Annotated in this window: 20 protein-coding genes and 1 riboswitch; of the genes, 1 reads left to right on the top strand and 19 read right to left on the bottom strand. The window is 70.8% G+C overall.

The window, feature by feature from the left end:
* Positions 1–75: 75 nt before the first annotated feature.
* Together ACIQVL_RS43885 and ACIQVL_RS43880 are read right to left on the bottom strand one after the other, a co-directional pair.
* Positions 76–1,041, bottom strand: coding sequence for a peptidoglycan DD-metalloendopeptidase family protein (locus ACIQVL_RS43885; protein WP_403478275.1), 966 nt, complete (start codon positions 1,039–1,041; stop codon positions 76–78).
* A 4-nt stretch (positions 1,042–1,045) separates the two neighbouring features.
* Positions 1,046–1,206: riboswitch (cyclic di-AMP (ydaO/yuaA leader) on the bottom strand.
* A gap of 307 nt (positions 1,207–1,513) precedes the next feature.
* A complete protein-coding gene (locus tag ACIQVL_RS43880) occupies positions 1,514–3,589 on the bottom strand; it encodes an alpha-galactosidase (RefSeq protein ID WP_403435663.1) in 2,076 nt (691 codons plus the stop codon).
* Positions 3,590–3,787: 198 nt separating this feature from the next.
* On the opposite strand from ACIQVL_RS43880, the gene ACIQVL_RS43875 reads away from it, so the two are divergent.
* Positions 3,788–4,585: a tyrosine-protein phosphatase gene (locus ACIQVL_RS43875; protein WP_403478274.1), complete on the top strand. Its 798-nt coding sequence runs from the start codon at positions 3,788–3,790 to the stop codon at positions 4,583–4,585.
* 21 nt (positions 4,586–4,606) lie between these two features.
* Here the strand turns inward: ACIQVL_RS43875 and ACIQVL_RS43870 are convergent, their stop codons facing one another.
* The 17 genes from ACIQVL_RS43870 to ACIQVL_RS43790 form a co-directional block, all read right to left on the bottom strand.
* Positions 4,607–4,729, bottom strand: coding sequence for a DUF6126 family protein (locus ACIQVL_RS43870; RefSeq protein ID WP_355714737.1), 123 nt, complete (start codon positions 4,727–4,729; stop codon positions 4,607–4,609).
* Entirely contained in the window at positions 4,726–5,358 is a 633-nt protein-coding gene (locus ACIQVL_RS43865) for a helix-turn-helix domain-containing protein (protein ID WP_403435659.1), read from the bottom strand. The genes ACIQVL_RS43870 and ACIQVL_RS43865 overlap by 4 nt, the downstream gene beginning before the upstream one ends.
* Before the next feature lie 59 nt (positions 5,359–5,417).
* The gene (locus tag ACIQVL_RS43860; RefSeq protein ID WP_403435658.1) at positions 5,418–6,803 is read right to left on the bottom strand and encodes an aspartate aminotransferase family protein; all 1,386 of its coding nucleotides are present in this window, start codon (positions 6,801–6,803) and stop codon (positions 5,418–5,420) included.
* A gap of 27 nt (positions 6,804–6,830) precedes the next feature.
* Complete coding sequence (gene dxs, locus ACIQVL_RS43855) at positions 6,831–8,804, bottom strand: 1-deoxy-D-xylulose-5-phosphate synthase (RefSeq protein ID WP_403435657.1); 1,974 nt, start codon at positions 8,802–8,804, stop codon at positions 6,831–6,833.
* Between the two features lie 27 nt (positions 8,805–8,831).
* Positions 8,832–9,989, bottom strand: coding sequence for a flavodoxin-dependent (E)-4-hydroxy-3-methylbut-2-enyl-diphosphate synthase (gene ispG / locus ACIQVL_RS43850; RefSeq protein ID WP_403478273.1), 1,158 nt, complete (start codon positions 9,987–9,989; stop codon positions 8,832–8,834).
* A 4-nt stretch (positions 9,990–9,993) separates the two neighbouring features.
* Entirely contained in the window at positions 9,994–11,016 is a 1,023-nt protein-coding gene (hpnH, locus tag ACIQVL_RS43845; RefSeq protein ID WP_181803030.1) for an adenosyl-hopene transferase HpnH, read from the bottom strand.
* A 5-nt stretch (positions 11,017–11,021) separates the two neighbouring features.
* Positions 11,022–11,663: a 1-hydroxy-2-methyl-2-butenyl 4-diphosphate reductase gene (locus ACIQVL_RS43840; protein ID WP_403435653.1), complete on the bottom strand. Its 642-nt coding sequence runs from the start codon at positions 11,661–11,663 to the stop codon at positions 11,022–11,024.
* On the bottom strand, positions 11,663–13,654 hold the full coding sequence (shc, locus tag ACIQVL_RS43835) for a squalene--hopene cyclase (RefSeq protein ID WP_403478272.1): 1,992 nt from the start codon (positions 13,652–13,654) through the stop codon (positions 11,663–11,665). Before shc ends, ACIQVL_RS43840 begins: the two co-directional genes overlap by 1 nt.
* A 117-nt stretch (positions 13,655–13,771) precedes the next feature.
* Positions 13,772–14,908, bottom strand: coding sequence for a polyprenyl synthetase family protein (locus ACIQVL_RS43830; protein ID WP_403478271.1), 1,137 nt, complete (start codon positions 14,906–14,908; stop codon positions 13,772–13,774).
* Positions 14,905–16,326 carry a hydroxysqualene dehydroxylase HpnE gene (hpnE, locus tag ACIQVL_RS43825; protein ID WP_403435648.1) on the bottom strand — a complete coding sequence of 474 codons (1,422 nt, stop codon included), beginning with the start codon at positions 16,324–16,326 and terminating at the stop codon, positions 14,905–14,907. The genes ACIQVL_RS43830 and hpnE overlap by 4 nt, the downstream gene beginning before the upstream one ends.
* Entirely contained in the window at positions 16,323–16,463 is a 141-nt protein-coding gene (locus ACIQVL_RS43820) for a DUF6380 family protein (RefSeq protein ID WP_403435646.1), read from the bottom strand. Before ACIQVL_RS43820 ends, hpnE begins: the two co-directional genes overlap by 4 nt.
* Positions 16,463–17,416 carry a presqualene diphosphate synthase HpnD gene (gene hpnD / locus ACIQVL_RS43815; RefSeq protein WP_403435644.1) on the bottom strand — a complete coding sequence of 318 codons (954 nt, stop codon included), beginning with the start codon at positions 17,414–17,416 and terminating at the stop codon, positions 16,463–16,465. Before hpnD ends, ACIQVL_RS43820 begins: the two co-directional genes overlap by 1 nt.
* The gene (hpnC, locus tag ACIQVL_RS43810) at positions 17,413–18,315 is read right to left on the bottom strand and encodes a squalene synthase HpnC (RefSeq protein ID WP_403478270.1); all 903 of its coding nucleotides are present in this window, start codon (positions 18,313–18,315) and stop codon (positions 17,413–17,415) included. The genes hpnD and hpnC overlap by 4 nt, the downstream gene beginning before the upstream one ends.
* Positions 18,316–18,673: 358 nt before the next feature.
* Positions 18,674–19,453 (bottom strand): ABC transporter ATP-binding protein, encoded by a 780-nt coding sequence (locus ACIQVL_RS43805; protein WP_403435640.1) that lies wholly within the window; start codon positions 19,451–19,453, stop codon positions 18,674–18,676.
* Entirely contained in the window at positions 19,446–20,375 is a 930-nt protein-coding gene (locus ACIQVL_RS43800; RefSeq protein WP_403478269.1) for an ABC transporter permease, read from the bottom strand. The genes ACIQVL_RS43805 and ACIQVL_RS43800 overlap by 8 nt, the downstream gene beginning before the upstream one ends.
* A 221-nt stretch (positions 20,376–20,596) precedes the next feature.
* Complete coding sequence (locus tag ACIQVL_RS43795) at positions 20,597–21,481, bottom strand: glycosyltransferase family 2 protein (protein ID WP_403478268.1); 885 nt, start codon at positions 21,479–21,481, stop codon at positions 20,597–20,599.
* Entirely contained in the window at positions 21,478–22,221 is a 744-nt protein-coding gene (locus ACIQVL_RS43790) for a CDP-alcohol phosphatidyltransferase family protein (RefSeq protein ID WP_046728530.1), read from the bottom strand. The genes ACIQVL_RS43795 and ACIQVL_RS43790 overlap by 4 nt, the downstream gene beginning before the upstream one ends.
* Positions 22,222–22,231 lie beyond the last annotated feature (10 nt).

The following is a 22,231-nucleotide window of genomic DNA, read 5'->3' as shown; positions in this document are numbered from 1 at the left end:
GCGTTGAAGTGTTGATCGAGTTCCGGGGCCGCGTGTGGGGCGACCCCGGAAACACCGCAGGCCGGGGCCGCGCGGTCAGCCGACGGTGACGCCCTTGGAGCGGAGGTAGGCGACCGGGTCCACGTCCGAGCCGTAGTCGGGGGTGGTGCGGATCTCGAAGTGCAGGTGCGGGCCTGTCACGTTGCCGGTCGCGCCGGAGAGGCCGATCTGCTGGCCCGCAGTCACGGTCTGGCCGACCGAGACCGACAGGGCGGAGAGATGGCCGTACTGCGCGTAGTAGCCGTCGGCGAGCCGGATGACGACCTGGTTGCCGTAAGCGCCGCCCCAGCCGGCCGTGACGACCGTGCCGGCACCGACGGCCTTGACCGGGGTGCCGGTCGGGACGACGAAGTCGACGCCAGTGTGGTAGCCGCTGGACCACATGCTGCCGGCCACGTGGTAGCCGGTGCCGATGGTGCCACCGGAGACCGGGAGGGTGAAGCCGAAAGCAGTCGCGACCGAATTGCCCGAATTGACCGAACTGCTCGAGGAACCCAGGGAATCGGACGAGGCCGAGGAACCAGACGAGGACGGGGCCGAGGACGAGGTGGACGACTGCGGGTTCGACTGCGCCTCGTGACGGGAGCCGGAGTCCGTCGGCGCGGCGTGCCGGCCGCCGAGGGTGAGCCTGAGGCCGGGGTGGATCAGCGAGGGGTTGCCGCCGACCGCCTGCCGGTTGTCGGCGTAGAGCCGGTGCCAGCCACCGCGGACGTTCTGGTCACGGGCGATCTTCGCGAGATAGTCACCGGGGACCACCGTGTAGATCCGCCGTGCGGAATGCGCGGTGCCGGAATTCCCTGCGGGCGCCTCCTTCACCGCGGCCTTCTCGACGACGGGAAGCGACTGGGTGGTCTTTTCGGAAAGGGACTGCGTGGTGGCCGCGTGGGCGCCGGCGGCCCCCATGAGCGGCAGGGCCAGCGCGGCACCGCCGGTTCCGGCGACGGCCATCGAACGAGTGAGGCGCTGGGACTTGGGACGGCGGTGCTTACCCTTCGCGGGCATGGCGCATTCCTCTCCTGCGCCTGCGAGGTGAGCTGTCGGGTTCGGGCTGGAGCTGCCCGGCCACACCGGAAGACGTGGCTACACCCCTAGCCGTCCCGGGAACCGGAACAGGCGGTCATACCTGGCGGGTCCCCCGCTCCTGCCGGGCACGGGTGAGTGTGTGTGGGGACTCCGGGCGGCGGCAGGATTCGGCGTTCCGCCCGGATGTGTGGCGAACGTAAGCGAGTGAGACGGACGTGGACAAGCGCCCGGTTCCGGCCGTCAGGTCCCGACTTGATCCGTTACCGGGAATTCCGGTCACCCTCCGTGAATTCCGGCCCATTCGGATTTCCAATTCGCCTGCGAAATATCGGCATTACGTGAGCATGACGCGCGACGGACGGTCACGAATATGACGCTCCTCACGCACGTCACGCCACGTCCACTTATTCCGGAGCAAGTCGTAATGAAAGTACCAATTCGGGCAGATGCCTCAGATCCGGCGGAGTCGGAAGACCGCCGCATCCAGGTCGCCCTTCAGCCCGGTGCGCAGCCCGTGGTGCAACAGCACCGCACCCCGGTGCACTTCGCCCGTTTCACGGCATTCGTACGACGCGGTCGGGTCAAGCCCCTGCAGCCGCAGCGCCGGCGCCGGCTCGCCGTAGCTCTGCGCCTGCAGCCAGGCCAGGACGACGGTCTCGTCGCCGAGCGTGTACTGCACCGCGCTGAGCCCGCCGGCCGGCGGCCGCAGCCGGAACTGGTCGCCGCGCTGCACCAGGGGCCTGATCTCCTTGTAGAGCTCCACCCAACGGCCGGCCTCGGCGAGCTCTTCCTCGGTCCAGTTCGAGAGGTCGCCGCCGACCCCGAGCGCCCCGGCCATGGAGCTGACGAACCGGAAACGCAGCGAGCTGACCCGGCCGTTGAGCTGGTGGTTCGGGCTGTCGGTGACCCAGGCGGACATCACCCGGGCAGGGTGGATCTGGCTGAAGCCGTGCTGGATGGCGAGGCGGTCCAGCGGGTCGGTGTTGTCGGAGGTCCACACCTCGTCGGTACGGCTCATGATCCCGAGGTCGATCCGCCCGCCACCGCCGGAGCAGGACTCGATGGCGACGTTCGGGTGGGCCGCGCGGATCCGGTCGAGCAGCGCGTACAGCCCGCGCACGTGGTCGACCCACAGGCGCTGCGGGTAGGGCTCGCCGGGCCAGCCCGCGTCCGTGAAGCAGCGGTTGAAGTCCCACTTGACGTAGTCGATCGGGGCGCTGGACAGCAGGGTGTCGAGCTGCTCCCAGAGGTATTCCCGGACGTCCTCGCGGGCGAGGTTGAGGACAAGCTGGTTGCGGAGTTCGGTCCGCTTCCGTCCCTCCTGGTACTGCACCCAGTCGGGGTGGGCGCGGTACAGGTCGCTGTCCGGGTTGACCATCTCGGGCTCGACCCAGATGCCGAACTCCATGCCGAGGGCGTGCACGTAGTCGGCGAGGGGCTTGAGGCCCTTGGGGAAGCGGTCGGGGTTGGGCGTCCAGTCGCCGAGGCCGGCGCGGTCACTGGTGCGGGCGCCGAACCAGCCGTCGTCCACCACGAACAGCTCGACGCCGATCGCGGCGGCCCGGCGGGCGAGGGTGGCCTGCTGCTCCTCGGAGATGTCGAAGGTGGTGGCCTCCCAGGAGTTGAAAAGCACCGGCCGGTCCTGGTCGGCGTCCGGGATGATGTACGCCCGCTGGTAGGCGTGCCAGGCGCGGCTCGCCCCGCCGAAGCCGCCGTCGGTCCACAGGCCCGCGAAGACCGGGCTGGTGTACGACTCGCCCTCGGCCAGCATCAGCAGGCCCGAGTCGTCGTAGCCGGCGCCGCCGGTGATCTGCACGCGCGCGTCGGGAAGTTGGGCGACCGCGATGCGCCAGGAGCCGGACCAGCCGAGGGCGCAGCCCCAGACCTCGCCGCGCTCCTCGGTGGCGTCGGTGTCGAGGGCGACCCAGGGCAGGTGCTGGTGGCTGGTATGGCCGCGGCGGCTGCCGATGACCTTCTCGCCGTAGGTGAGCGGGGCGCTGGTGAGCCGGGACTCGGCGGCCCAGCGGCCGTGCAGCTGGGAGAGCCGCCAGCCCTCGCGGTCGGGGAGCGTCCAGGCGGCGGGGTCGGCGCGCAGCAGCTCCACGCGCGCGTGCGCCTCGTTGTCGACGGTCACCCAGCGCTCGACGACATCGCCGCGCATCCGGTAGTGCAGCGTGATGACGATGCCGTCGTCCGTGAAGCGCAGCCGGAGCTCGTCGTCCTCGACGACCTCGTACGACCCGAAGGTCCACTCGGTGCCCCGGCGCTCCTCGGTCCGCACGGACAGCGCGGGGCGGACGAAGCGGGGGCCGCCCTCGACGGGGTACTCCTCGCGGCCGTCCAGCGGGGACTCGAAGGCCCAGTAGTCGGGCAGTGCCCGGGTGCTGAGCTCCTCGGCGTCGGCGAGCCGGATCCTGGGCCCCCAGTGCAGGTGGAGCAGTTCGTCGGTCTCCGTCAGATGCAGCGCATAGCTGCTGCCGGGGCCCGACAGCAGCCAGGTACGACCGTTTTCGGCGATGTCCACCATCGAGAAACCTCACACAGGTGCCAACAGATCCACTCAAGCACCAACATCATCCGGGGCCACGGGCCCCGGAGGCAAGGGCCACTGGCCGCGGAGGCGCTGCCTGTGGACAACTCATTGCCTGTGGAAACCGATGTCGTATGGTCGGTCCAGTGCCCGTCGACGAGCAGCGCCGACGGGTCCGACCGGGAGGAGCCCCCCGTGACGCAGCAGGTCCCGTCGACCGAGCCCGAGCTGGCCGGTGTGCGCAACTTCCGTGACGTGGGCGGCCTGCCGACCGTGGACGGGCGCCGGGTGCGGCCGGGCGTGCTGTTCCGCAGCGGCCATCTGGCGCACGCGACGGAAGAGGACGCGGAGTTCCTCGGCTCGCTCGGTCTGCACACGATCTTCGACTTCCGCAACGCGGCCGACCAGAAGCTGGAGGGCCCGGACGTCGAGCTGCCCGGCGTACGGAACCTGAACCTGCCGCTGACCGACCCGGCGCACGGCGCCGACTTCTGGAAGATGGTCCGTGAGGGCGAGATCGACCAGCTGCGCGCACTCCTGGGCGACGGCAAGGCCGCGGCCCGGATGGTCACCTCGTACCGCTCGATCGTCAAGGACCGCACCGACGAGCACTCGCGCGTGCTGCACGCGCTCGCCGAGGACAGCGTCCCGGCGCTGATGCACTGCGCGGCCGGCAAGGACCGGGCGGGCATCTCCATAGCCGTGACGCTGCTCGCGGTGGGTGTGGAGCGGGACGCGATCCTCGTGGACTACCTGGAGTCCAACGCCAAGCACCGCCGCTACAAGGTGCGGCGCAGCGGCAGCGGGGAGAGCGTGTACAGCCCCGAGGTGATGGAGCTGCTCAGCCCGCTCTTCGACGCCCGCGCGGAGTACCTCGCGGCGGCCTTCGAGAGCATCCACGAGACCTGGGGCGACGTCGACACCTACCTGGAGCAGGGCCTGAAGCTGGCCCCGGAGACCCGGGAGCGGCTGCGCGAGCGCCTGCTCGACTGAGGCCGGGCGGAAGGCCGCGGCTCAGCCCTTGCCACCGAGGGAGAACAGCAGAAAGAGGAAGCCTGCCAGGACGTGCCCGACGGCGAGATAGATGACCAGCCGGATCCACAGGGACCGGGGGAACTTCTCCTCGATGTTGCTCACGGCAGCTCTCCAGTGATGCCAGTGCTGGGGCCCAGGCACAGGGTGGCCGTGGGGCTCTGCAGCAGGGTGTGGACGAACAGGAGCTCGACCCCGTCGTGGTCCTCGGCGGCGAGCCGGTGCGGGGTCAGCGAGTCGAAGTGCGCGCTGTCGCCGGGCGCGAGCACATGGATCGTGTCACCGAGACGCAGCCGGAGCCGGCCGCGCAGGACGTACAGCCACTCCTCGCCGGGATGCACGCGCACGATGTCGCCCTGGGAGCCGTACGGCACCCGGACGCGCAGCGCCTGCATCCCCCGGCCGGACGCACCGGCCTGCCAGTACGTCCAGCCGCCGGCATGGGTCGGTTCCATGTCGCCGGCCCGCACGATCGCGTCCCGGTCGGCGACGGTCTCCCCCAGCAGATCCGATACCGTCGTACCGTAGACACGCGCGAGCGCGAGCAGCATCGGCAGCGAGGGCTGCCGCTGCCCGGTCTCCAGCCGGGACAGGTGCGCGGGCGACAGCCCGGCGTCGCGGGCGGCGGCCTCCAGGGTGAGGCCGGCGCGGCGGCGCAGGGCGCGCAGCTGCGGGGCGACGACGGGCAGGTCCTCGACCGGCCCGCCCGCCCGCTCGTTCGCGGAGGAGCTCATGCCTCCATTCAGCCGCAGCTTTGTCTCCGAGGCAATTTTCTTGCCTCAGAGACAAAAAGCTAGCGGTTGGCCACCGCCTGCTTGATCAGCGTCTTGCCGAAGTCCCACATCAGGCCGCCACCGCTGTGGGCGTCGTCCATGACGTCGGTGAAGGCGTCCACGAAGCGGTCCACGTCGGACTCGTCGACGACCAGCGGCGGAATGAGCTTGATCACCTCCAGGTGGTCGCCGGAGACCTGGGTGAGGATCCGGTGCCGTTGCAGCAGCGGTACGACGACCATCTGGGCGAACAGGCCCTTGCGGGCGGCCTGCAGCATGGTCCAGCGGCTGCGCAGCTTCAGCGAGCTGGGCCGGCCGAACTCGATGCCGATCATCAGGCCCCGGCCGCGTACCTCGGCGAGCAGCTCGTACTTGTCGGTGAGGGCGGCGAGCCGGGACCTGAGCTGCTCCCCCACGGCCCGGGAACCGGCGACGATCTGGTCGTTCTCCATGACCGAGAGGACGGCGAGCCCGGCCGCCATGGCCTGCGCGTTGGCGCCGAAGCTGGCCGAGTGGACCAGGACGCGGTCCATGGAGGAGTAGACCTTCTTGAAGATCCAGTCCTTGCCGAGGGTGGCGCCGACCGGGACGTACCCGCCGGACAGCGCCTTGGCCACGCACACCAGGTCCGGTTCGACGCCCTCCTCGTGCTGGTAGGCGTAGAAGTCGCCGGTGCGGCCGAGGCCGGTCTGCACCTCGTCGGCGATGAGCAGCGCCTTGTGCTTGTGCAGCAGCTCCTGCGCGGCCCGCAGGTAGCCGGGCGGCGCCTCGTGCACCCCCTTGCCCTGGATCGGCTCGACGATCAGGGCGGCCACGTCGCCCTTCTTCAGCTCCCGGGCGAGCGCGTCGAGATCGCCGAGGGGGACGGCGGTGTCGGGCAGCAGCGGGGCGAAGCCGTCCCGGAAGCCGTCCTCGCCGTTGACCGACAGCGAGCCGGTGGTCAGGCCGTGGAAGGCGTGGTCGCAGTAGAGGACGCGGGGTCTGCCGGTGGCGAAACGGGCGAACTTCAGGGCCGTCTCCACCGCCTCGGTGCCGCTGTTGCCGAAGAAGACCCGGTCCAGGTGCGGGCTGTGCGCGAGGAGCCGCTCGGCGAGCAGTCCGGGCAGCGGCTGGCAGTCGAAGCGGGTGAGGTCGGCCAGCTGGGCGTCCAGCACGTCGTGCAGGGCCTTGCGGACGACGGGGTGGTGGCGGCCCAGCCCCATCACCCCGAACCCGGCGAGCATGTCCAGGTAGTCGTTGCCGTCCGCGTCCCAGAAGTGCGCGCCCTCGGCCCGCTCGTAGACCTTGTCGAACCCGATGGTGTGCAGCATGCGCGGGAGCTGGTGGTTCAGGTACTTCGCATGCAGCTCGTACCGCTCACCGCCACGCTCGGCGAGCAAGGCACCGAGGTCGAACTCCGTCGTCATTCCTTCTCCTTGTAAGCGCCCTCACGGTCAGCGCCCCGTAGGGGCGCTGGGGGTACCCCCAGCCGAAGGCTGGGGGAGGAACTGCGCGACCAGCCCGGACGGCGCCGCACCCGCCGAACGGCCCCCCGCGGCACCCCGCCCCGCGAGACTTGCCCCGATCCGCCCCGCGATCTCCACCGGCGTCAGCCCGATGTCGGCCAGCACCTCCCCCCGCTTGGCATGCGCCAGGAACTGCTCCGGAATCCCGAACCTCCGTACCGGCACGTCCACTTCGGCGTCGCCCAGCGCCAGCGCGACCGCCGCGCCGACGCCGGCCGCCCGGCTGTTGTCCTCGACGACGGCGACCAGTTCGTGCTGGGCCGCCAGCACCGGCAGCGCGGGATCCACGGGCTTGACCCAACGGGGGTCCACCACCGTGCAGTTGATCCCCCGGGCAGCCAGCAGCTCCGCGGCCTGCAGACACACCGGCGCCATCACGCCGACCGCCACCAGCAGCACCCGCGCGTCCTCCCCGCGGTGCAGCACATCCACCCCGCCGACCCGGTCGACCGCCGGGATGTCCGGTCCCACCGACTCCTTCGGGAAGCGGACCAGCGTCGGCGCGTCGTCCACGGCGACCGCCTCCCGCAACTGGAGGCGCAGTTGCTCGGCGTCGCGCGGGGCGGCGATCCGCAGGCCGGGGACGACCTGGAGGATCGACATGTCCCACATGCCGTTGTGCGAGGCGCCGTCGACTCCCGTCACGCCCGCCCGGTCCAGGACGAACGTCACCCCGCAGCGGTGCAGCGCCACGTCCATCAGCAACTGGTCGAAGGCGCGGTTCAGGAACGTGGCGTAGACGGCGACCACCGGGTGCAGTCCGCCGGTGGCGAGGCCGGCCGCCGAGACCGCCGCGTGCTGCTCGGCGATGCCGACGTCCCAGACCCGGCCGGGGAAGCGCTCGGCGAACCTGCCGAGGCCGACCGGGTGCAGCATGGCCGCGGTGATGGCCACGACGTCGTCCCGTTCCTCGCCGATCCGGACGATCTCGTCGCCGAACACCGAGGTCCAGGAAGGGCCGCCCGACGGCGCGAGCGGCTCGCAGGTGAGCGGGTCCATCACGCCGACGGTGTGGAAGTGGTCCTCCTCGTGGGCGAGGGCGGGCTCGTAGCCGCGCCCCTTCTCCGTGAGGCAGTGCACGAGCACCGGCCCGTGGAAGCGTTTCGCCCGTCGCAGCGCCGACTCGACCGCCTTGATGTCGTGGCCGTCGATCGGGCCGACGTACTTGAGACCCAGGTCCTCGAACATGCCCTGCGGGGCGAAGGCGTCCTTGAAGCCCTTCTTCGCGCCGTGCAGGGACTCGTAGATGGTGTTGCCGACCACCGGGGTGCGCAGGAGGACGTCCTTGCCCCAGGCCAGCACTCTCTCGTAGCTGTCGGTGGTGCGCAGCGTCGCCAGGTGGTTGGCGAGGCCGCCGATGGTGGGCGCGTAGGACCGCTCGTTGTCGTTGACGACGATGATCAGCGGCCGGTCCTTGGCGGCCGCGATGTTGTTGAGCGCCTCCCAGGCCATTCCCCCGGTCAGCGCGCCGTCGCCGATGACCGCGACGACATGGCCCTTCTCCCCCTGCACCTGGCGGGCCTTGGCGAGGCCGTCGGCCCAGCCGAGCGCGGTGGAGGCGTGGCTGTTCTCGATGACGTCGTGCTCGGACTCCTCGCGCGAGGGGTATCCGGACAGGCCGCCCTTGCCGCGCAGCTTGGAGAAGTCCTGACGGCCGGTCAGCAGCTTGTGGACGTAACTCTGGTGGCCGGTGTCCCACAGGATGCGGTCGGCCGGGGACTCGAAGACCCGGTGCAGCGCGACGGTCAGCTCCACGACGCCCAGGTTGGGCCCGAGGTGGCCGCCGGTCCTGGCGACCGCGTGCACCAGGAACTCGCGTATTTCTTCGGACAGTTCGCCGAGTTCCGCCTCGGACAGCGCCTTCAGGTCGCGTGGTCCCCGGATGGTCTCCAGAATCGTCACGCTCGGCCCCCTCTCGGTCCGTGCTGTTCAGCTCACCGTGACGGCGGGTGCTCCGGACCCGGCGCCGTCCTGCTCCATCTGCTCGGCGATCTTCATCGCTTCCTCGATGAGGGTCTCCACGATCTTCGACTCGGGCACGGTCTTGACGACCTCGCCCTTGACGAAGATCTGCCCCTTGCCGTTGCCGGACGCGACCCCCAGGTCGGCCTCCCGTGCCTCGCCGGGGCCGTTGACCACGCACCCCATGACGGCGACGCGCAGCGGCACCTCCATGCCCTCCAGGCCCGCCGTCACCTCGTCCGCCAGCTTGTAGACGTCGACCTGGGCGCGCCCGCAGGACGGGCAGGAGACGATCTCCAGGCGCCGCTGCCGCAGGTTCAGCGACTCCAGGATCTGGATGCCGACCTTGACCTCCTCCGCGGGCGGGGCGGACAGCGAGACGCGGATCGTGTCACCGATGCCCTGGGACAGCAATGCCCCGAAGGCGACCGCCGACTTGACGGTGCCCTGGAACGCCGGGCCCGCCTCCGTGACCCCGAGGTGCAGCGGGTAGTCGCACTGGGCGGCGAGCTGCCGGTACGCCTCGATCATCACGACCGGGTCGTTGTGCTTGACGGAGATCTTGATGTCCCGGAAGTCGTGCTCCTCGAAGAGCGAGGCCTCCCAGAGAGCGCTCTCGACCAGCGCCTCGGGGGTCGCCTTGCCGTACTTCTCGAGGAGCCGGCGGTCGAGCGAGCCCGCGTTGACCCCGATGCGGATCGGGGTGCCGTGGTCCTTGGCGGTCCGCGCGATCTCCTTCACCTGGTCGTCGAACTTCTTGATGTTGCCGGGGTTGACGCGGACCGCCGCGCAGCCGGCCTCGATGGCCGCGAAGACGTACTTGGGCTGGAAGTGGATGTCCGCGATCACCGGGATCTGGGACTTCCTCGCGATGGTGGCCAGGGCGTCCGCGTCGTCCTGCGTGGGGCAGGCGACGCGGACGATCTGGCAGCCGGACGCGGTGAGTTCGGCGATCTGCTGGAGGGTGGCGCCGATGTCCGAGGTGCGGGTCGTGGTCATCGACTGGACCGACACCGGGGCGCCGCCGCCGACCGGCACGGGCCCGACCTGGATCTGCCGGGACACGCGCCGCTCGGCGATCGGCCGGGCCGGGACCTCGGGGAGGCCCAGGGAGACTGCGGTCATGCCGTCACTCCCGGTTCCCGGAGACCGTCTCGCGCATCGCGCGCAGCGACTCCTTGAGCGACCCCATGGTGGCGAGGACGGCGGTGGGCTCGTAGCCGCAGTGCGCCATGCAGTTGGCGCAGCGCGGGTCCTTGCCGCGGCCGTACTTGTCCCAGTCGGTCTTCTCGATGAGTTCGCGGTACGTCGGCACGTACCCGTCGCTCATCAGGTAGCAGGGGCGCTGCCAGCCGAAGAGCGAGTAGTTCGGGATCGCCCAGGCCGTGCACGGGAAGTCGACCTTGCCCTCCAGGAAGTCCAGGAAGAGCGGGGAGTGGTTGAGCCGCCACTTCTTCCGGTTGCCGCCGGCGAAGGCCTTCTTGAAGAGTTCCCGGGTCTGCTCCACGCCCAGGAAGTGCTCCTGGTCGGGGGCCTTCTCGTAGGCGTAGGCGGGCGAGATCATCATCTCGTCGACCTTGAGGTCGTCGTTGAGGAAGTTGAGCACCTCGATGATGGTCTGCGGGGTGTCCGTGTTGAAGAACGTCGAGTTGGTGGTCACCCGGAAGCCGCGCCGCTTGGCCTCCTTGATGGCCTCCACCGCCTCGTCGAACACGCCTTCCTTCGCGACGGACTCGTCGTGCCGCTCGCGCAGCCCGTCGATGTGCACCGCGAAGGCGAAGTAGGGCGAGGGCGTGAACTTGTCCATCTTCTTGCGCAGCAGCATCGCGTTGGTGCAGAGGAAGACGTACTTCCGCTTCGCCACCAGCTGCCGCACGATCTCGTCGATCTGAGGATGCATCAGGGGTTCGCCGCCCGCGATGGACACCATCGGCGCACCGGACTCCAGCACCGCCCCGACCGCCTGCGCGACCGGCATGCGCTGCTTCAGCACCCCCGCCGGGTGCTGGATCTTGCCGCAGCCCTCACATTTCAGGTTGCACGCGAAGAGCGGTTCCAGCTCCACGATCAGCGGGAACTTGTCCCGCTTGCGGAGCTTCTGTTCGGCCAAGTAAGTAGCGACCTTGATCGACTGACGCAGCGGCATGGCCATCTGGCTCACCTCCGGGGGAGCAGCAAAGAACGGTGCCATTCGAAGAAAGCTGGAAGAACGGATCGAAGAACGCGGAAAGCAGATATTCCACCGCGCACCGTGCCGATCCGGACGAGTTCATGTTCAGGAGCGTCCACGACCACCCTGACGGCCGCAACGGGGCGCTCACCCGCGTGCACGGCGCTCAGGAGCGTGGCCGCCGATTCCATGTCGACCGCGATTGCGCCGGTCGCGAGCAGATCCGACCGCTCGTGACCGCGGACGACGTGATCGGAGCCGGTGACCGGCCCGGTGTGGACGGTCCGGCCGGGCAGGGTCCGTACGAGTTCCTTCACGAGGAGCTCGGTGCCCACGCACGGGACGCTGCCGCGGGGGTCCCGGGTCTCCTCGGCGACGACCAGGTCGCCGGGGTGCATCCCGGGCGCGAGTCCCGCGCAGAAGCCCGTCGCCAGGACCGCGGCACCGGCGAGCGCGGGATCGGCCAGGACCCGGGTGACGGACCGTTCCGCCGCCCTGGGGCCCATGCCGGTGCGCAGCACGGTGACAGGTCCGCCCGCGCCCCCGCGTTCGCCGGCGCGCAGGGCGAGGTGCTCGATGCCGAGTGCGCAGGCGATCAGCAGCGGGGCCGGCGCGGGCGTGGTGCTCATCAGTCCCCCTCTGCCTCGGGGGTGGGCTCGCCGTGGACGTAGCGGCCGAGCGCGGTGAGCGGGAAGACCTGCCGGTAGAGGTGGTAGTTGATGGAGAAGTCCCACGGGAAGCCGGTACCGGTGAAGTACGGCTCGTCCCAGGAGCCGTCCTCGGCCTGCGTCTCGGCGAGCCACCGGACGCCCCGCTCGACGGCCTTGGCGTCCTTCTCCCCCGCCGCGAGCAGCGCCATCAGCGCCCACGCCGTCTGGGAGGCGGTGGACGCGCCGCGACCGCTCCAGTCGTCGGCGTACTTGTAGGAGCGCAGGTCCTCGCCCCAGCCTCCGTCCTCGTTCTGGACCTGCTCCAGCCAGGTCACCGCGCGCCGGATCGCCGGGTGCGAGACAGGCAGCCCGGCGGCGGTGAGCGCGGGTACCACCGACCCGGTGCCGTAGACGTAGTTGACGCCCCAGCGCCCGAACCAGGCGCCGTTCGGCTCCTGTTCGGCGAGCAGCCAGTCGATGCCGCGCCGGGTGCGCGGGTCGTGGGACATGCCCTCGAAGGCGAGCATCTCCACGACGTGCGCGGTGACGTCGGCCGACGGCGGGTCGATGACCTCGCCGAAGTCGCAGAACGGCAGCCGGTTGGGGAACGGGCTGGTGTTGTCGACGTCGAAGGCGCCCCAGGCGCCGTTCTTCGACTGCATGCCGAGGTTCCAGCGCACCCCGCGCCCGATGGCCTTCTCCATCCGCTCCGGGTCGTGGTGCCTGACCCGGCGCAGCGCGAGGACGACCTCGGCGGTGTCGTCGATGTCGGGGTAGTTGTCGTTGTGGAACTCGAACGCCCAGCCGCCCGGCGGGAGCTGGGGCCGCTTGACCGCCCAGTCGCCGGGGCGGACGATCTGCTCGCCGAGCATCCAGTCGGCGGCCTTGACCAGCTGCGGGTGGTCGGCGGGGAGCCCGGCGTCGGCCAGGGCGATGGTCGCCAGGCAGGTGTCCCACACCGGCGACTGGCAGGCCTCGATCATCCGGGCGCCGTCCTCGCGCCACACGGCGTAACGATCCAGCGACTCCAACCCGGCGCGCATCACGGGGTGTTCGAGGTCGTAGCCGAGCAGGTACAGGGCGATCACCGAGTAGACGGCCGGGGGCTGGATGCCGCCCCAGGCGCCGTCGTTCTCCTGGCGCTCGACGATCCAGCGGGCGGCGGACTTCAGGGCGGAGCCGCGCAGCCGGCCCAGCGCGACCCTGCGGTAGCCGCGGACAACCTTGTCGAGCCGCTGGAAGACGCCCTCCCAGCTGGCCACCGTGGCCAGGGGCCGGGGCGGGTTCGGGTCGGCCGGGTCGGTGTGGAGCTCGTCCAGCGGGAAGGGGGCCGGGCGCACCGGGCGCTTGGCCGAGACCACGGTGAGCGGCACGATGGTCTGCCGGGCCCACTGGCCGAAGTTGTAGATGCTGAGCGGGAACCACTTGGGGAAGTACAGGAGTTCCGGCGGGAGTTCGGGCAGGTCCTCCCATTTCCACCAGCCGAACAGGGCCAGCCAGATCCGGGTGAAGACCCGGGCGGCGGCGATCCCGCCGCGCTCGCGGATCCAGGCCGACGCCTTCGCCATATGGGGGGCGTCCGGCGCGTCGCCGGCCAGCCGCAGGGCGACGTAGGCCTCAATGGTGGTGGAGAGTTCGCCGGGGCCGCCGTAGAAGGTGGCCCAGGTGCCGTCCTCGCGCTGCTCGCCGCGGATGAAGAGCGCGGCGGCGGTGGTCGTGGCCTCGTCGCGGATGCCGAGGAACTGGCGGAGCAGCAGGTCCTCGGCGTCCATGGTGACGTTGGTCTCCAGGTCGCCCTTCCACCAGCCCTGCGCGTCCTGCTGGGCGAGCAGATGGCCGGTGGCACGCTGTACGGCGCGTTCGGCGGCTTCTTGTACCCCGGTCGCCACGGGGGTGGTGAGTTCGGTGGTGGCCGAGTCGGCCCGGGGCGGCAGGGTGGCCCCGGTGCTTCCGTCGGTCGTCGCTGTCATGGCTTCCCCTTCGTGCAGTCGTGCGAAATCGTTCTGCTGTGGGTCCGCCGTCGGCCGGTGCTGGCTGCGCGCTCGCACCGGCCGGCGACTACGCGAGGACTATTCGACCGATAATGATCATCTCTTTCGTACGACGACGAAGTCCGCGAGCGCCGTGAACTGAGCCCGTACCCGGTCGGGCATGTCGATGGCGTGCAGGGCCTCGATGGCGATGGTGTGCTGACGGCGCGCCTCTTCGGCGGTCCACTCGCGGCCGCCGGCCTCCTCGATGAGGGCGGCGCGGGCGGCGAACTCCTCCTCGGAGAAGTTCTCGAAGTCGCTGCTCTTGGCGTCGGCGGCGAGGATCTCGCCAAGCTGCTCGGAGGCGGGTCCGCCGGCGGCGAGCGCGGCGACGACCGGCAGGGACTTCTTGCGCTGGCGCAGGTCGCTCCAGGTCTGCTTGCCGGTGGCCTCCGGGTCGCCCCAGATGCCGAGCAGGTCGTCGACGGCCTGGAAGGCGAGGCCGAGGTGGTAGCCGTACTTCTCCAGGGTGTCGGCGGTGCGGTCGTCGGCGCCGCCGAGCACCGCGCCGATGGAGCTGGAGGCGGCGAGCAGGGCGCCGGTCTTGTTGCCCTCCATCTCCAGGCACTCCTCGACGCTGACCCGGTCGCGGTGCTCGTAGGAGATGTCCTGGGCCTGGCCGTCGATCAGGGCGCGGGTGGCGGTGGTGATCCGGCGGGTGGCGCGGCCGGCCTCGGCGGTGCCGAGTTCGAGCAGGATCTCGTTGGCGAGGGCGAACAGGGCGTCGCCGACCAGGATGGCCTGGGCGGGGCCGTGCACCTTCCAGACGGTGTCGCGGTGCCGGCGCTGTTCGTCGCCGTCCATCAGGTCGTCGTGCAGCAGGGAGAAGTTGTGGACGAGTTCGACGGCGACGGCGCCGGGGATGCCGACCTCGGGGGCGGCGCCGGTGACCTCGGCGGAGAGCACGGCGAGCGCGGGCCGCACGGCCTTGCCGCCGTCGCCGTCGGCGGGGTTGCCCTCGGCGTCGATCCAGCCGAAGTGGTAGGCGGCCACGGTGTCCATGGGGGAGGCCAGGCGGTCGACGGCCGCCCGCAGTACCGGTGTGGCAAGGGTCCGGCCGCGCTCCAGGAGCGCGGTCACGTCCACTGCGGTCTCTCGGGCGCCCTTCGAGTCCGGGGGCACAGTGGGCACAGTTTCTCCTCTTGTTGCGGTACCGGGGGTGCGGAGGCCTGCCGCCTGCTGATCGAGCGTCACGCCGCCTCCTCGAACTCGAAGAGGTGACGGGGGCGGGGCCGGCCCAGGGTGCCGAGGGCGGCGTCAGCCGCGCTCACACCGCTGCGGACCGCACTCTCCATGGTCGCGGGCCACCCGGTGGCGGTCCACGCTCCGGCCAGGTAGAGGCCGGGTGCCTTGGTGCGGGCGCCGGGCCGCAGCCGCCCGACGCCGGGGGTGGGGGCGAACGTCGCGGTGCGCTCCCGGGTCACGAAGAAGTCCTGCACCCCCGCGCCGCGCGCACCGGGCAACAGCCGTTCCAGCTCGGGCAGGTAGCGCTCGCGCAGGTCGGCCACGGGCAGGTCGATCTCGTCCTGGGCGGCCGACTGGGACAGCGCGAGGTACTGTCCCGCGCGCAGCCCGGAGGCGTGGGTGCGGTCGAACACCCACTGGACCGGGGTGCCGAGGGCCGCGAAGAACGGCTTGGTGAGCACCGTGCGGTCGTAGACCACATGGACGTTGAGGATCGGCGCGGTGCCGATCTCCAGCAGGTTTTCCGGGGCGTCCAGGGCGCCGGAAGGCAGCAGGTCGTAGGCCTCGCGCTGGGCGACGGCGAGCACGACGGCGTCGGCGGTGAGCGTCTCGCCGGGAACCTGAACGCTCCAGGTTCCGTTCTCGTTAGTGGAGACGGAGGTGACGCGTGTACGGACCTCGGTACGCACGCCCGCGGAGTCGAGCGCCTTGCGGGCCAGCCGGTCGTGCAGTTCGCCCAGCGGCACATGGGCCCAGCCGATGTCGGCCGCGCCCGGGGCGGACAGCAGACCGGTCTTGAACACCATCGCGGCGAGCCCCAGCGAGGCGTCGCCCGCGACCGCGTTGAGGGTGGCGACCCCGACCAGGTCCCACAGGGCCTCGACGGCACGCGCCGACTGGCCGTGGGCGGCCAGCCAGCTGCCGAAGTCCTGTGCGTCCAGGCTCGGATCGGCGAGGTCGAGCCCCTTGAGCGCGAGCGCGGCACGCCCCACCCTGGCCCGTTCGGCGAGCGAGAGGTGCGGATAGGCGGCCAGGCTGCGCCCCAGGTGAAGGGGGACGGGCAGCGGGTCGCGCCGCAGCCTGCCCAGGCGCCGCCCCTCCGGCTTGGCGAGGTCGAGGACGGGTACGTCGAGGCGGTCCTGCAGCGGTGCCAGCGCCGTGCCCTCGATGCGGTCGAGGAACCAGCGGTAGGCGGTGCAGCAACGCAGGTACACGTGCTGGCCGTTGTCCACGGTCAGGTCGCCGCGCTGGAAGGAGAAGGCGAGCCCGCCGAGCCTCGGCCTGCCTTCGAGCAGGGTCACGCGCACCCCCGCGTCGGCGAGCGCGAGCGCGGCCGTGATGCCCGCGAGACCGCCGCCGATCACGACCGCGGTGCGCCCGGACGGGATGTCGTCGGGCGTCCGCTCGGATCGCGTGCCGTCGGTCATCGTGTTTCCTCCCCTGGCCGCCCGCCGTGCCGGTGGAACGGGGCAGGTCGGGCCGTCGCAGTCAGGGACGCCACGCCGTGCCGGAGGGTTGCCTGCCGTTTCTCTCCGGTGGAGTCACCCTGACCCACTTTGTCCATCAGGCGCGCCTCCTGACGGTCAGGCGGGAGGTGTGACGCCGGGTGTCGAGCCCGGACAGGCCGCGCACGGCGACGTACGCCTTCTCGCGTCCGGGCAGCGAGACCCGGCCGCGCAGCACCGCCTCGGGTTCGCGCTCGATGCGGTCGAGCAGGCGGCGGTAGATACCGGCCATCGCGGCGACACAGGCGCCGCTGCGCCGGTCGAGCATGGGCAGCAGCCGGTAGCCCTCGGCGAAAAGGGCACGGGCGCGCCGTACTTCGAAGTGCACGAGTCCGGCGAAGTCGGAGCCCTCCGGCGGGGTCGGCCCGTGGAATCCGGCCGAGCAGCCGAACTTGGCGAGGTCGTCGGAGGGCAGGTAGGTACGGCCGTTGCCGGCGTCCTCGCGGACGTCTCTGAGGATGTTGGTGAGCTGGAGCGCGAGCCCGAGCGTGTCGGCATACTCCGGCGCGCGCTCGGCGCCGCGCGCCCCCGGTTCCGTACCGAACACGCCGAGCGAGAGCCGGCCGATGGCACCGGCCACGCACCGGCAGTAGACCTTGAGGTCGTCCCAGGTCTCGTAGGTCTCGCCGCGGACGTCCATCAGGACGCCGTCGATCAGCTCGTCCAGGCCGCCCAGCGGGATCGGGAAGGCCTGGGCGGCATGGGCGAGGGCGACCGCGACCGGGTCGGTGTCGTCCTCGGCGACCGCGCCGTCCTGGACCCGGGCCAGCAGCGCCCGGGTGTCCTCCAGGCGGGCCGCCTTCACGTCGTCCGCCAGCTCGCCGTCGCCGATGTCGTCGACACGCCGGGAGAAGGCGTAGAGCGCCGACATGGCGCGCCGCTTGGGCGCCGGGAGCAGCCGGATGCCGTAGGCGAAGTTCCGTGCCTGCTGTCCGGTGACCGTCTCGCAGTAGCTGTAGGCGGCGAGTACCGGTGCGGACACATGTGTGGGAGAGTCCACGGTCCGGATCACCCCTCTCCTCGCAGAGTCACGCCCACCTCACGCAGCAACCGGCCCTTGCCGGGCTTGGGCGGGCCGGGAAGTACGTCGTATTCGGCGGCGGCGATCGCGTGGACCGCCGCCCTTCCCCCCGCCACGAACCCCGCAAGCAGCAGCTTCAACCTGCCGTGGACGCTACCCACAAGGGGGGCGCCTTCATTCAGGAGATCGCGGGCGCGTTGTGCTTCGTATGCAACCAGTGCACGCACCGATGCGCCTGCGGTTTTCCTGGCGAGATCCGCCTCCTGGACGTGAAAGCGCTTCATGTCCCCGGCGGGCAGATAGATCCGGTCGCGGCCGAGGTCCTCGGCCACGTCCTGGAGGTGTTCGACGATCTGCAGTGCGGTGCAGATCGAGTCGGAGAGCCGGATGCGCTCGGCGGTCGAGGTTCCGGTGACGGCGAGGACCAGGCGGCCGACGGGGTTGGCGGACAGCTCGCAGTAGGCGAGGAGGTCGTCGTAGGTCTCGTAGCGCTTGACGAGCTGGTCCTGGCGGTTGGCGGCGATCAGTCCGAGGAAGGGCTCGGGGGTCAGCGCGCGGCGCCGGACCGTGGGCTGCAGGCGGCGCAGCAGGGGGTGGTGCGGGACGCCGTCGAAGACGCGGCACAGGTCGGCCTCGAAGGCGTCGAGCAGGACCAGGCGGTCCTCGGCCTCCTCCGGGGAGACCCCGAGGAGGCGGGCGTCGCCGCCGCCGGGAGCGAGGTCGCCGTCGCCGATGTCGTCGACGAGGCGGGCGAAGCCGTACACCGCCATCAGGTCGTCGCGCCAGGCTTTCGGCAGGAAGAAGGGGGCCACGGGGAAGTTCTCGTCCGCGGCCTTGTCCAGGGTGCCGCGCTCCGGGTCTCCGGTGCGCACCGGGCCGGCTGCCGTCACCGTTCGCTGCCCGGGGCGGGGACGGCGCGGCCTGCGTTGAGCTGGGGAGTTTCCGTAGCCATTGCCGTCACATCTCCCGTTCTACACTGCCGACCCAATACACACTATTTCGGACACGCCGCCCAGCAGTCCGCCGGGCGGCCCGGCGGAGGGTGTCGCGCATTATCGCCCCTCTTGCCGCTTTCCGGGACCGGTACAGCTTACGTTGTACAACGCATCGAGGTTCGTCGGGGTGTCCCGCAGATCACAACAACACACCGATTGGCGTCAAGATTCCTAAGGCGAGCCCGAGTTGACGTTTCCTTTGCAGACGCGGGCCCCGCCGGAAAGGTTCCGGCGGGGCCTGGGCCGGACGGGGCTACTTGCCCGAGAACTTCTCGTACTCCTTGAGCACCTCTTCGGTCGGCCCGTCCATGCGCAGCTCACCGCGCTCCAGCCACAGGACGCGGTCGCAGGTGTCGCGGATCGACTTGTTGTTGTGACTGACCAGGAACACCGTGCCGGCGTGCTCGCGCAGCTCACGGATCCGGTCCTCGGAGCGCTTGCGGAAGGCCGCGTCACCGGTGGCCAGCGCCTCGTCGATCATGAGGACGTCGTGGTCCTTGGCGGCCGCGATGGAGAAGCGGAGGCGGGCCGCCATGCCGGAGGAGTAGGTGCGCATCGGCAGGGTGATGAAATCGCCCTTGTCGTTGATGCCGGAGAACTCGACGATCTCCTCGTAGCGGTCCTTGATCTCCTCGCGGGTCATTCCCATGGCGAGCCCACCCAGGATGACGTTCCGTTCGCCGGTGAGGTCGTTCATCAGGGCCGCGTTGACGCCGAGCAGCGAGGGCTGCCCGTGGGTGTAGACCCTGCCCTGCTCGGTGGGCAGCAGGCCGGCGATGGCGCGCAGCAGGGTGGACTTGCCGGAGCCGTTGGAACCGATCAGGCCGATGGCCTCGCCGCGGTAGGCGACGAACGAGACGCCACGGACCGCGTGCACCTTGCGGACGCCCCGCTCGTCGCCGCGCCGGAAGATGCGGCTGAGGGCGGCCGTCGCGCTGCCCTTGCCGGTCTTGGCGCCGTTGACGCGGTAGACGATGTGCACGTCCTCCGCGATGACGGTGGGGATGCGCTCCCCTATGCTCTGCTCAGCCACGGCCGTACCGCTCCTCAGCCTTCCAGAAGTACACGAAACCACCGGCGAACAGGACCACGGCCCAGGACAGCGCGACGACCCAGACGTGCGGCGGCAGGTTCGAGGCGCCGTAGCCGTCGATGAGGGCGAAGCGCATCAGGTCCATGAAGACGGTGGCGGGGTTGACCTGGAGCAGCGTGCGCGCCCACTCCGGGCGGCCCTCCATCATCTTGGTGATCGAGAACATCACACCGGACATGTACATCCAGGTGCGCAGTATGAACGGCAGCAGCTGGGCGAGGTCCGGCGTCTTGGCGCCCATCCGGGCCACGATCAGGGCCAGGCCGGTGTTGAAGAGGAACAGCAGGAACAGGATCGGGACGACCAGCACCCAGGCGAGCCCCGGCCGGCTGCCGAACCCGACCACCACGGCGACCATGACGATCATCGAGAACAGCAGCTGCTGGAGCTGCTGGAGCGCGAAGGAGATCGGCAGCGAGGCGCGCGGGAAGTGCAGCGCGCGCACCAGACCGAGGTTGCCAGAGATCGCCCGCACGCCCGTCATGATCGAGCTCTGGGTGAACGTGAAGGTGAACACGCCGGTGACCAGGAACGGGATGTAGACGTCCTGTGACATGCCCCGGCTCGCGTGCAGGATCACGCCGAAGATGAAGTAGTACACGGCCGCGTTCAGCAGCGGTGTGGCCACCTGCCAGAGCTGGCCGAGCTTGGCCTGGCTGTACTGGGCCGTGAGCTTCGCCTGCGAGAAGGCCAGGATGAAGTGGCGCCGCCCCCAGAGCTGGCGTACGTACTCGGCCAGCGGGGGGCGTGCACCGCTCACCGCGAGGCCGTACCTGGCGGCCAGCTGCGCCCCCGTGAGGCCCTCGTCGGGGGACGGCACCGCGGTCACCGCGATCCCGCCGTCATGCGTTGTCTCACTCAAGGATGGAAGCCTTCGTCTTCGGATCCGTCTTCGCATCCGTGGTCGGATTCGCCTTCGGATCCGTTCTCGGATGCGTCTTACGTTCGTCTTACGGAATTGTGCTACCGGGCGCGACACGTCCCCGCCATCGGGCACGTTCCCGGGGGTGTCCGCGCGCCGTGCGCGGCCGTCCCCGAGGCGGGTCCGCACGCCGTACGCGCGGACACGCACCTTCGAGCTTGTCAGATCACCGGGGGACGGCCCAGTCGCGTGAGCTTCCACACGGTCCGCCAGCGCATCGGGCGGCGGGGTCCGCACGGGGTGGTCCAGCCCTCCCGGAAGCCGGCGAACCAGGCGTGCAGGGCGGGGCGGGAGGGGCGGCGCACCAGGGTCAGCAGCATCCACACCCCGAGGTAGACCGGCACCAGGAGGGCGGGCAGGTTGCGGCGGGCCAGCCAGACCCGGTTGCGGGCGACCATCCGGTGATAGACCGCGTGCCGCGAGGGGGCGGTGGTGGGGTGGTTGAGGACCATGTCGGAGCGGTAGTCGATCATCCAGCCGGCGTCCAGGGCCCGCCAGGCCAGGTCGGTCTCCTCGTGGGCGTAGAAGAACTCGTCCGGCAGGCCGCCGACCTCGGCGAGGACCTGGGTGCGGACGGCGTTGGCGCCGCCGAGGAAGGTGGTGACCCGGGAGGAGCGCATCGGGTCGGAGGCCCGCAGCCGCGGCACGTGCCGGCGCTGGGTGACGCCGGTGTCCGGGTCGGCGATGCGGAAGCTGATGATGCCGAGCCGCTGGTCGGCGGTGAAGGCCCGGCGGCACAGCTCGGCGGTGTCGTGCTCGGCGAGCAGGCCGTCGTCGTCGAGGAAGAGCAGTATGTCGACATCGCGGCCGCTCGGGCCGAAGGCCTCTATGCCGACGTTGCGGCCGCCCGGGATCCCGAGGTTCTCGGGCAGCTCCAGGGTGCGGACGCCGTCGGGGACGTCGGGGACGGGCGAGCCGTTGCCGACGACGACGACCTCGACCCGGTCGCCGTCCTGCTTGGCGACCGAGTCGAGGAGGGCGCGCAGTTCGTCGGGGCGGTTGCCCATGGTGATGACGACCGCGCCGACCTTCAGCCCGGCGCTCACCGCAGCCTGCTCGACGCGAGGACCGAGACCAGGTGCAGCAGGGTCTGCAGCAGCGCGATGCCGGCCAGCACGGCGGTGCCGAGCCGGGTCCAGAAGAGGTCGCCGTGGAAGTGGTCGGCGACGGCGAGCAGCAGGATCAGCAGCGAGGCCTCGATGCCGAGGATCAGCCGGTGGAACCGGAACAGGGCGGCGGCCCGGCGGGCCAGTGCCATCCCGGAGGAGCGCATCTCGGCGGCGGCCTCCTTGACCACCGGCAGGCCGGCCTGGTGCCGGGCGACGCCCACCAGGTCGGTCTCGGCCTTGATCAGGATGGCGCCGAGCGCGGCCAGGGTGCCCAGGAAGGCCCACAGCCAGTCGATACGGCCGCTGCCGAACAGGTCGGCGGCGCGCAGCCCGAGGCCCACCAGAACGGCGGCGTCGGTGAGGTAGGCGCCGACCCGGTCCAGGTAGACGCCGCCCAGCGAGTACTGCTGCTTCCAGCGGGCGACCTCGCCGTCGACGCAGTCGAGCAGCAGGTACATCTGGACGCAGACCACACCGAGCACGGCGCCCCAGACGCCCGGCACCAGCAGGGCCGGGCAGGCGAGGACGCCGAAGACGGTCATCAGGTACGTGAGCTGGTTGGGCGTGACCCTGGTGTTCACCAGGTAGCGGTCGACCCGCAGGGACACCTCACGCATGTAGAGGCGCCCCATCCAGTGCTCACCGCTGCGCCGGTCCTTGACCCCCACGGGGTGCACGACCGGACGG

Source organism: Streptomyces sp. NPDC090499, from assembly GCF_044769305.1.
GTDB lineage: Bacteria > Actinomycetota > Actinomycetes > Streptomycetales > Streptomycetaceae > Streptomyces.
This window is presented reverse-complemented; position numbering and strand designations above follow the sequence as displayed.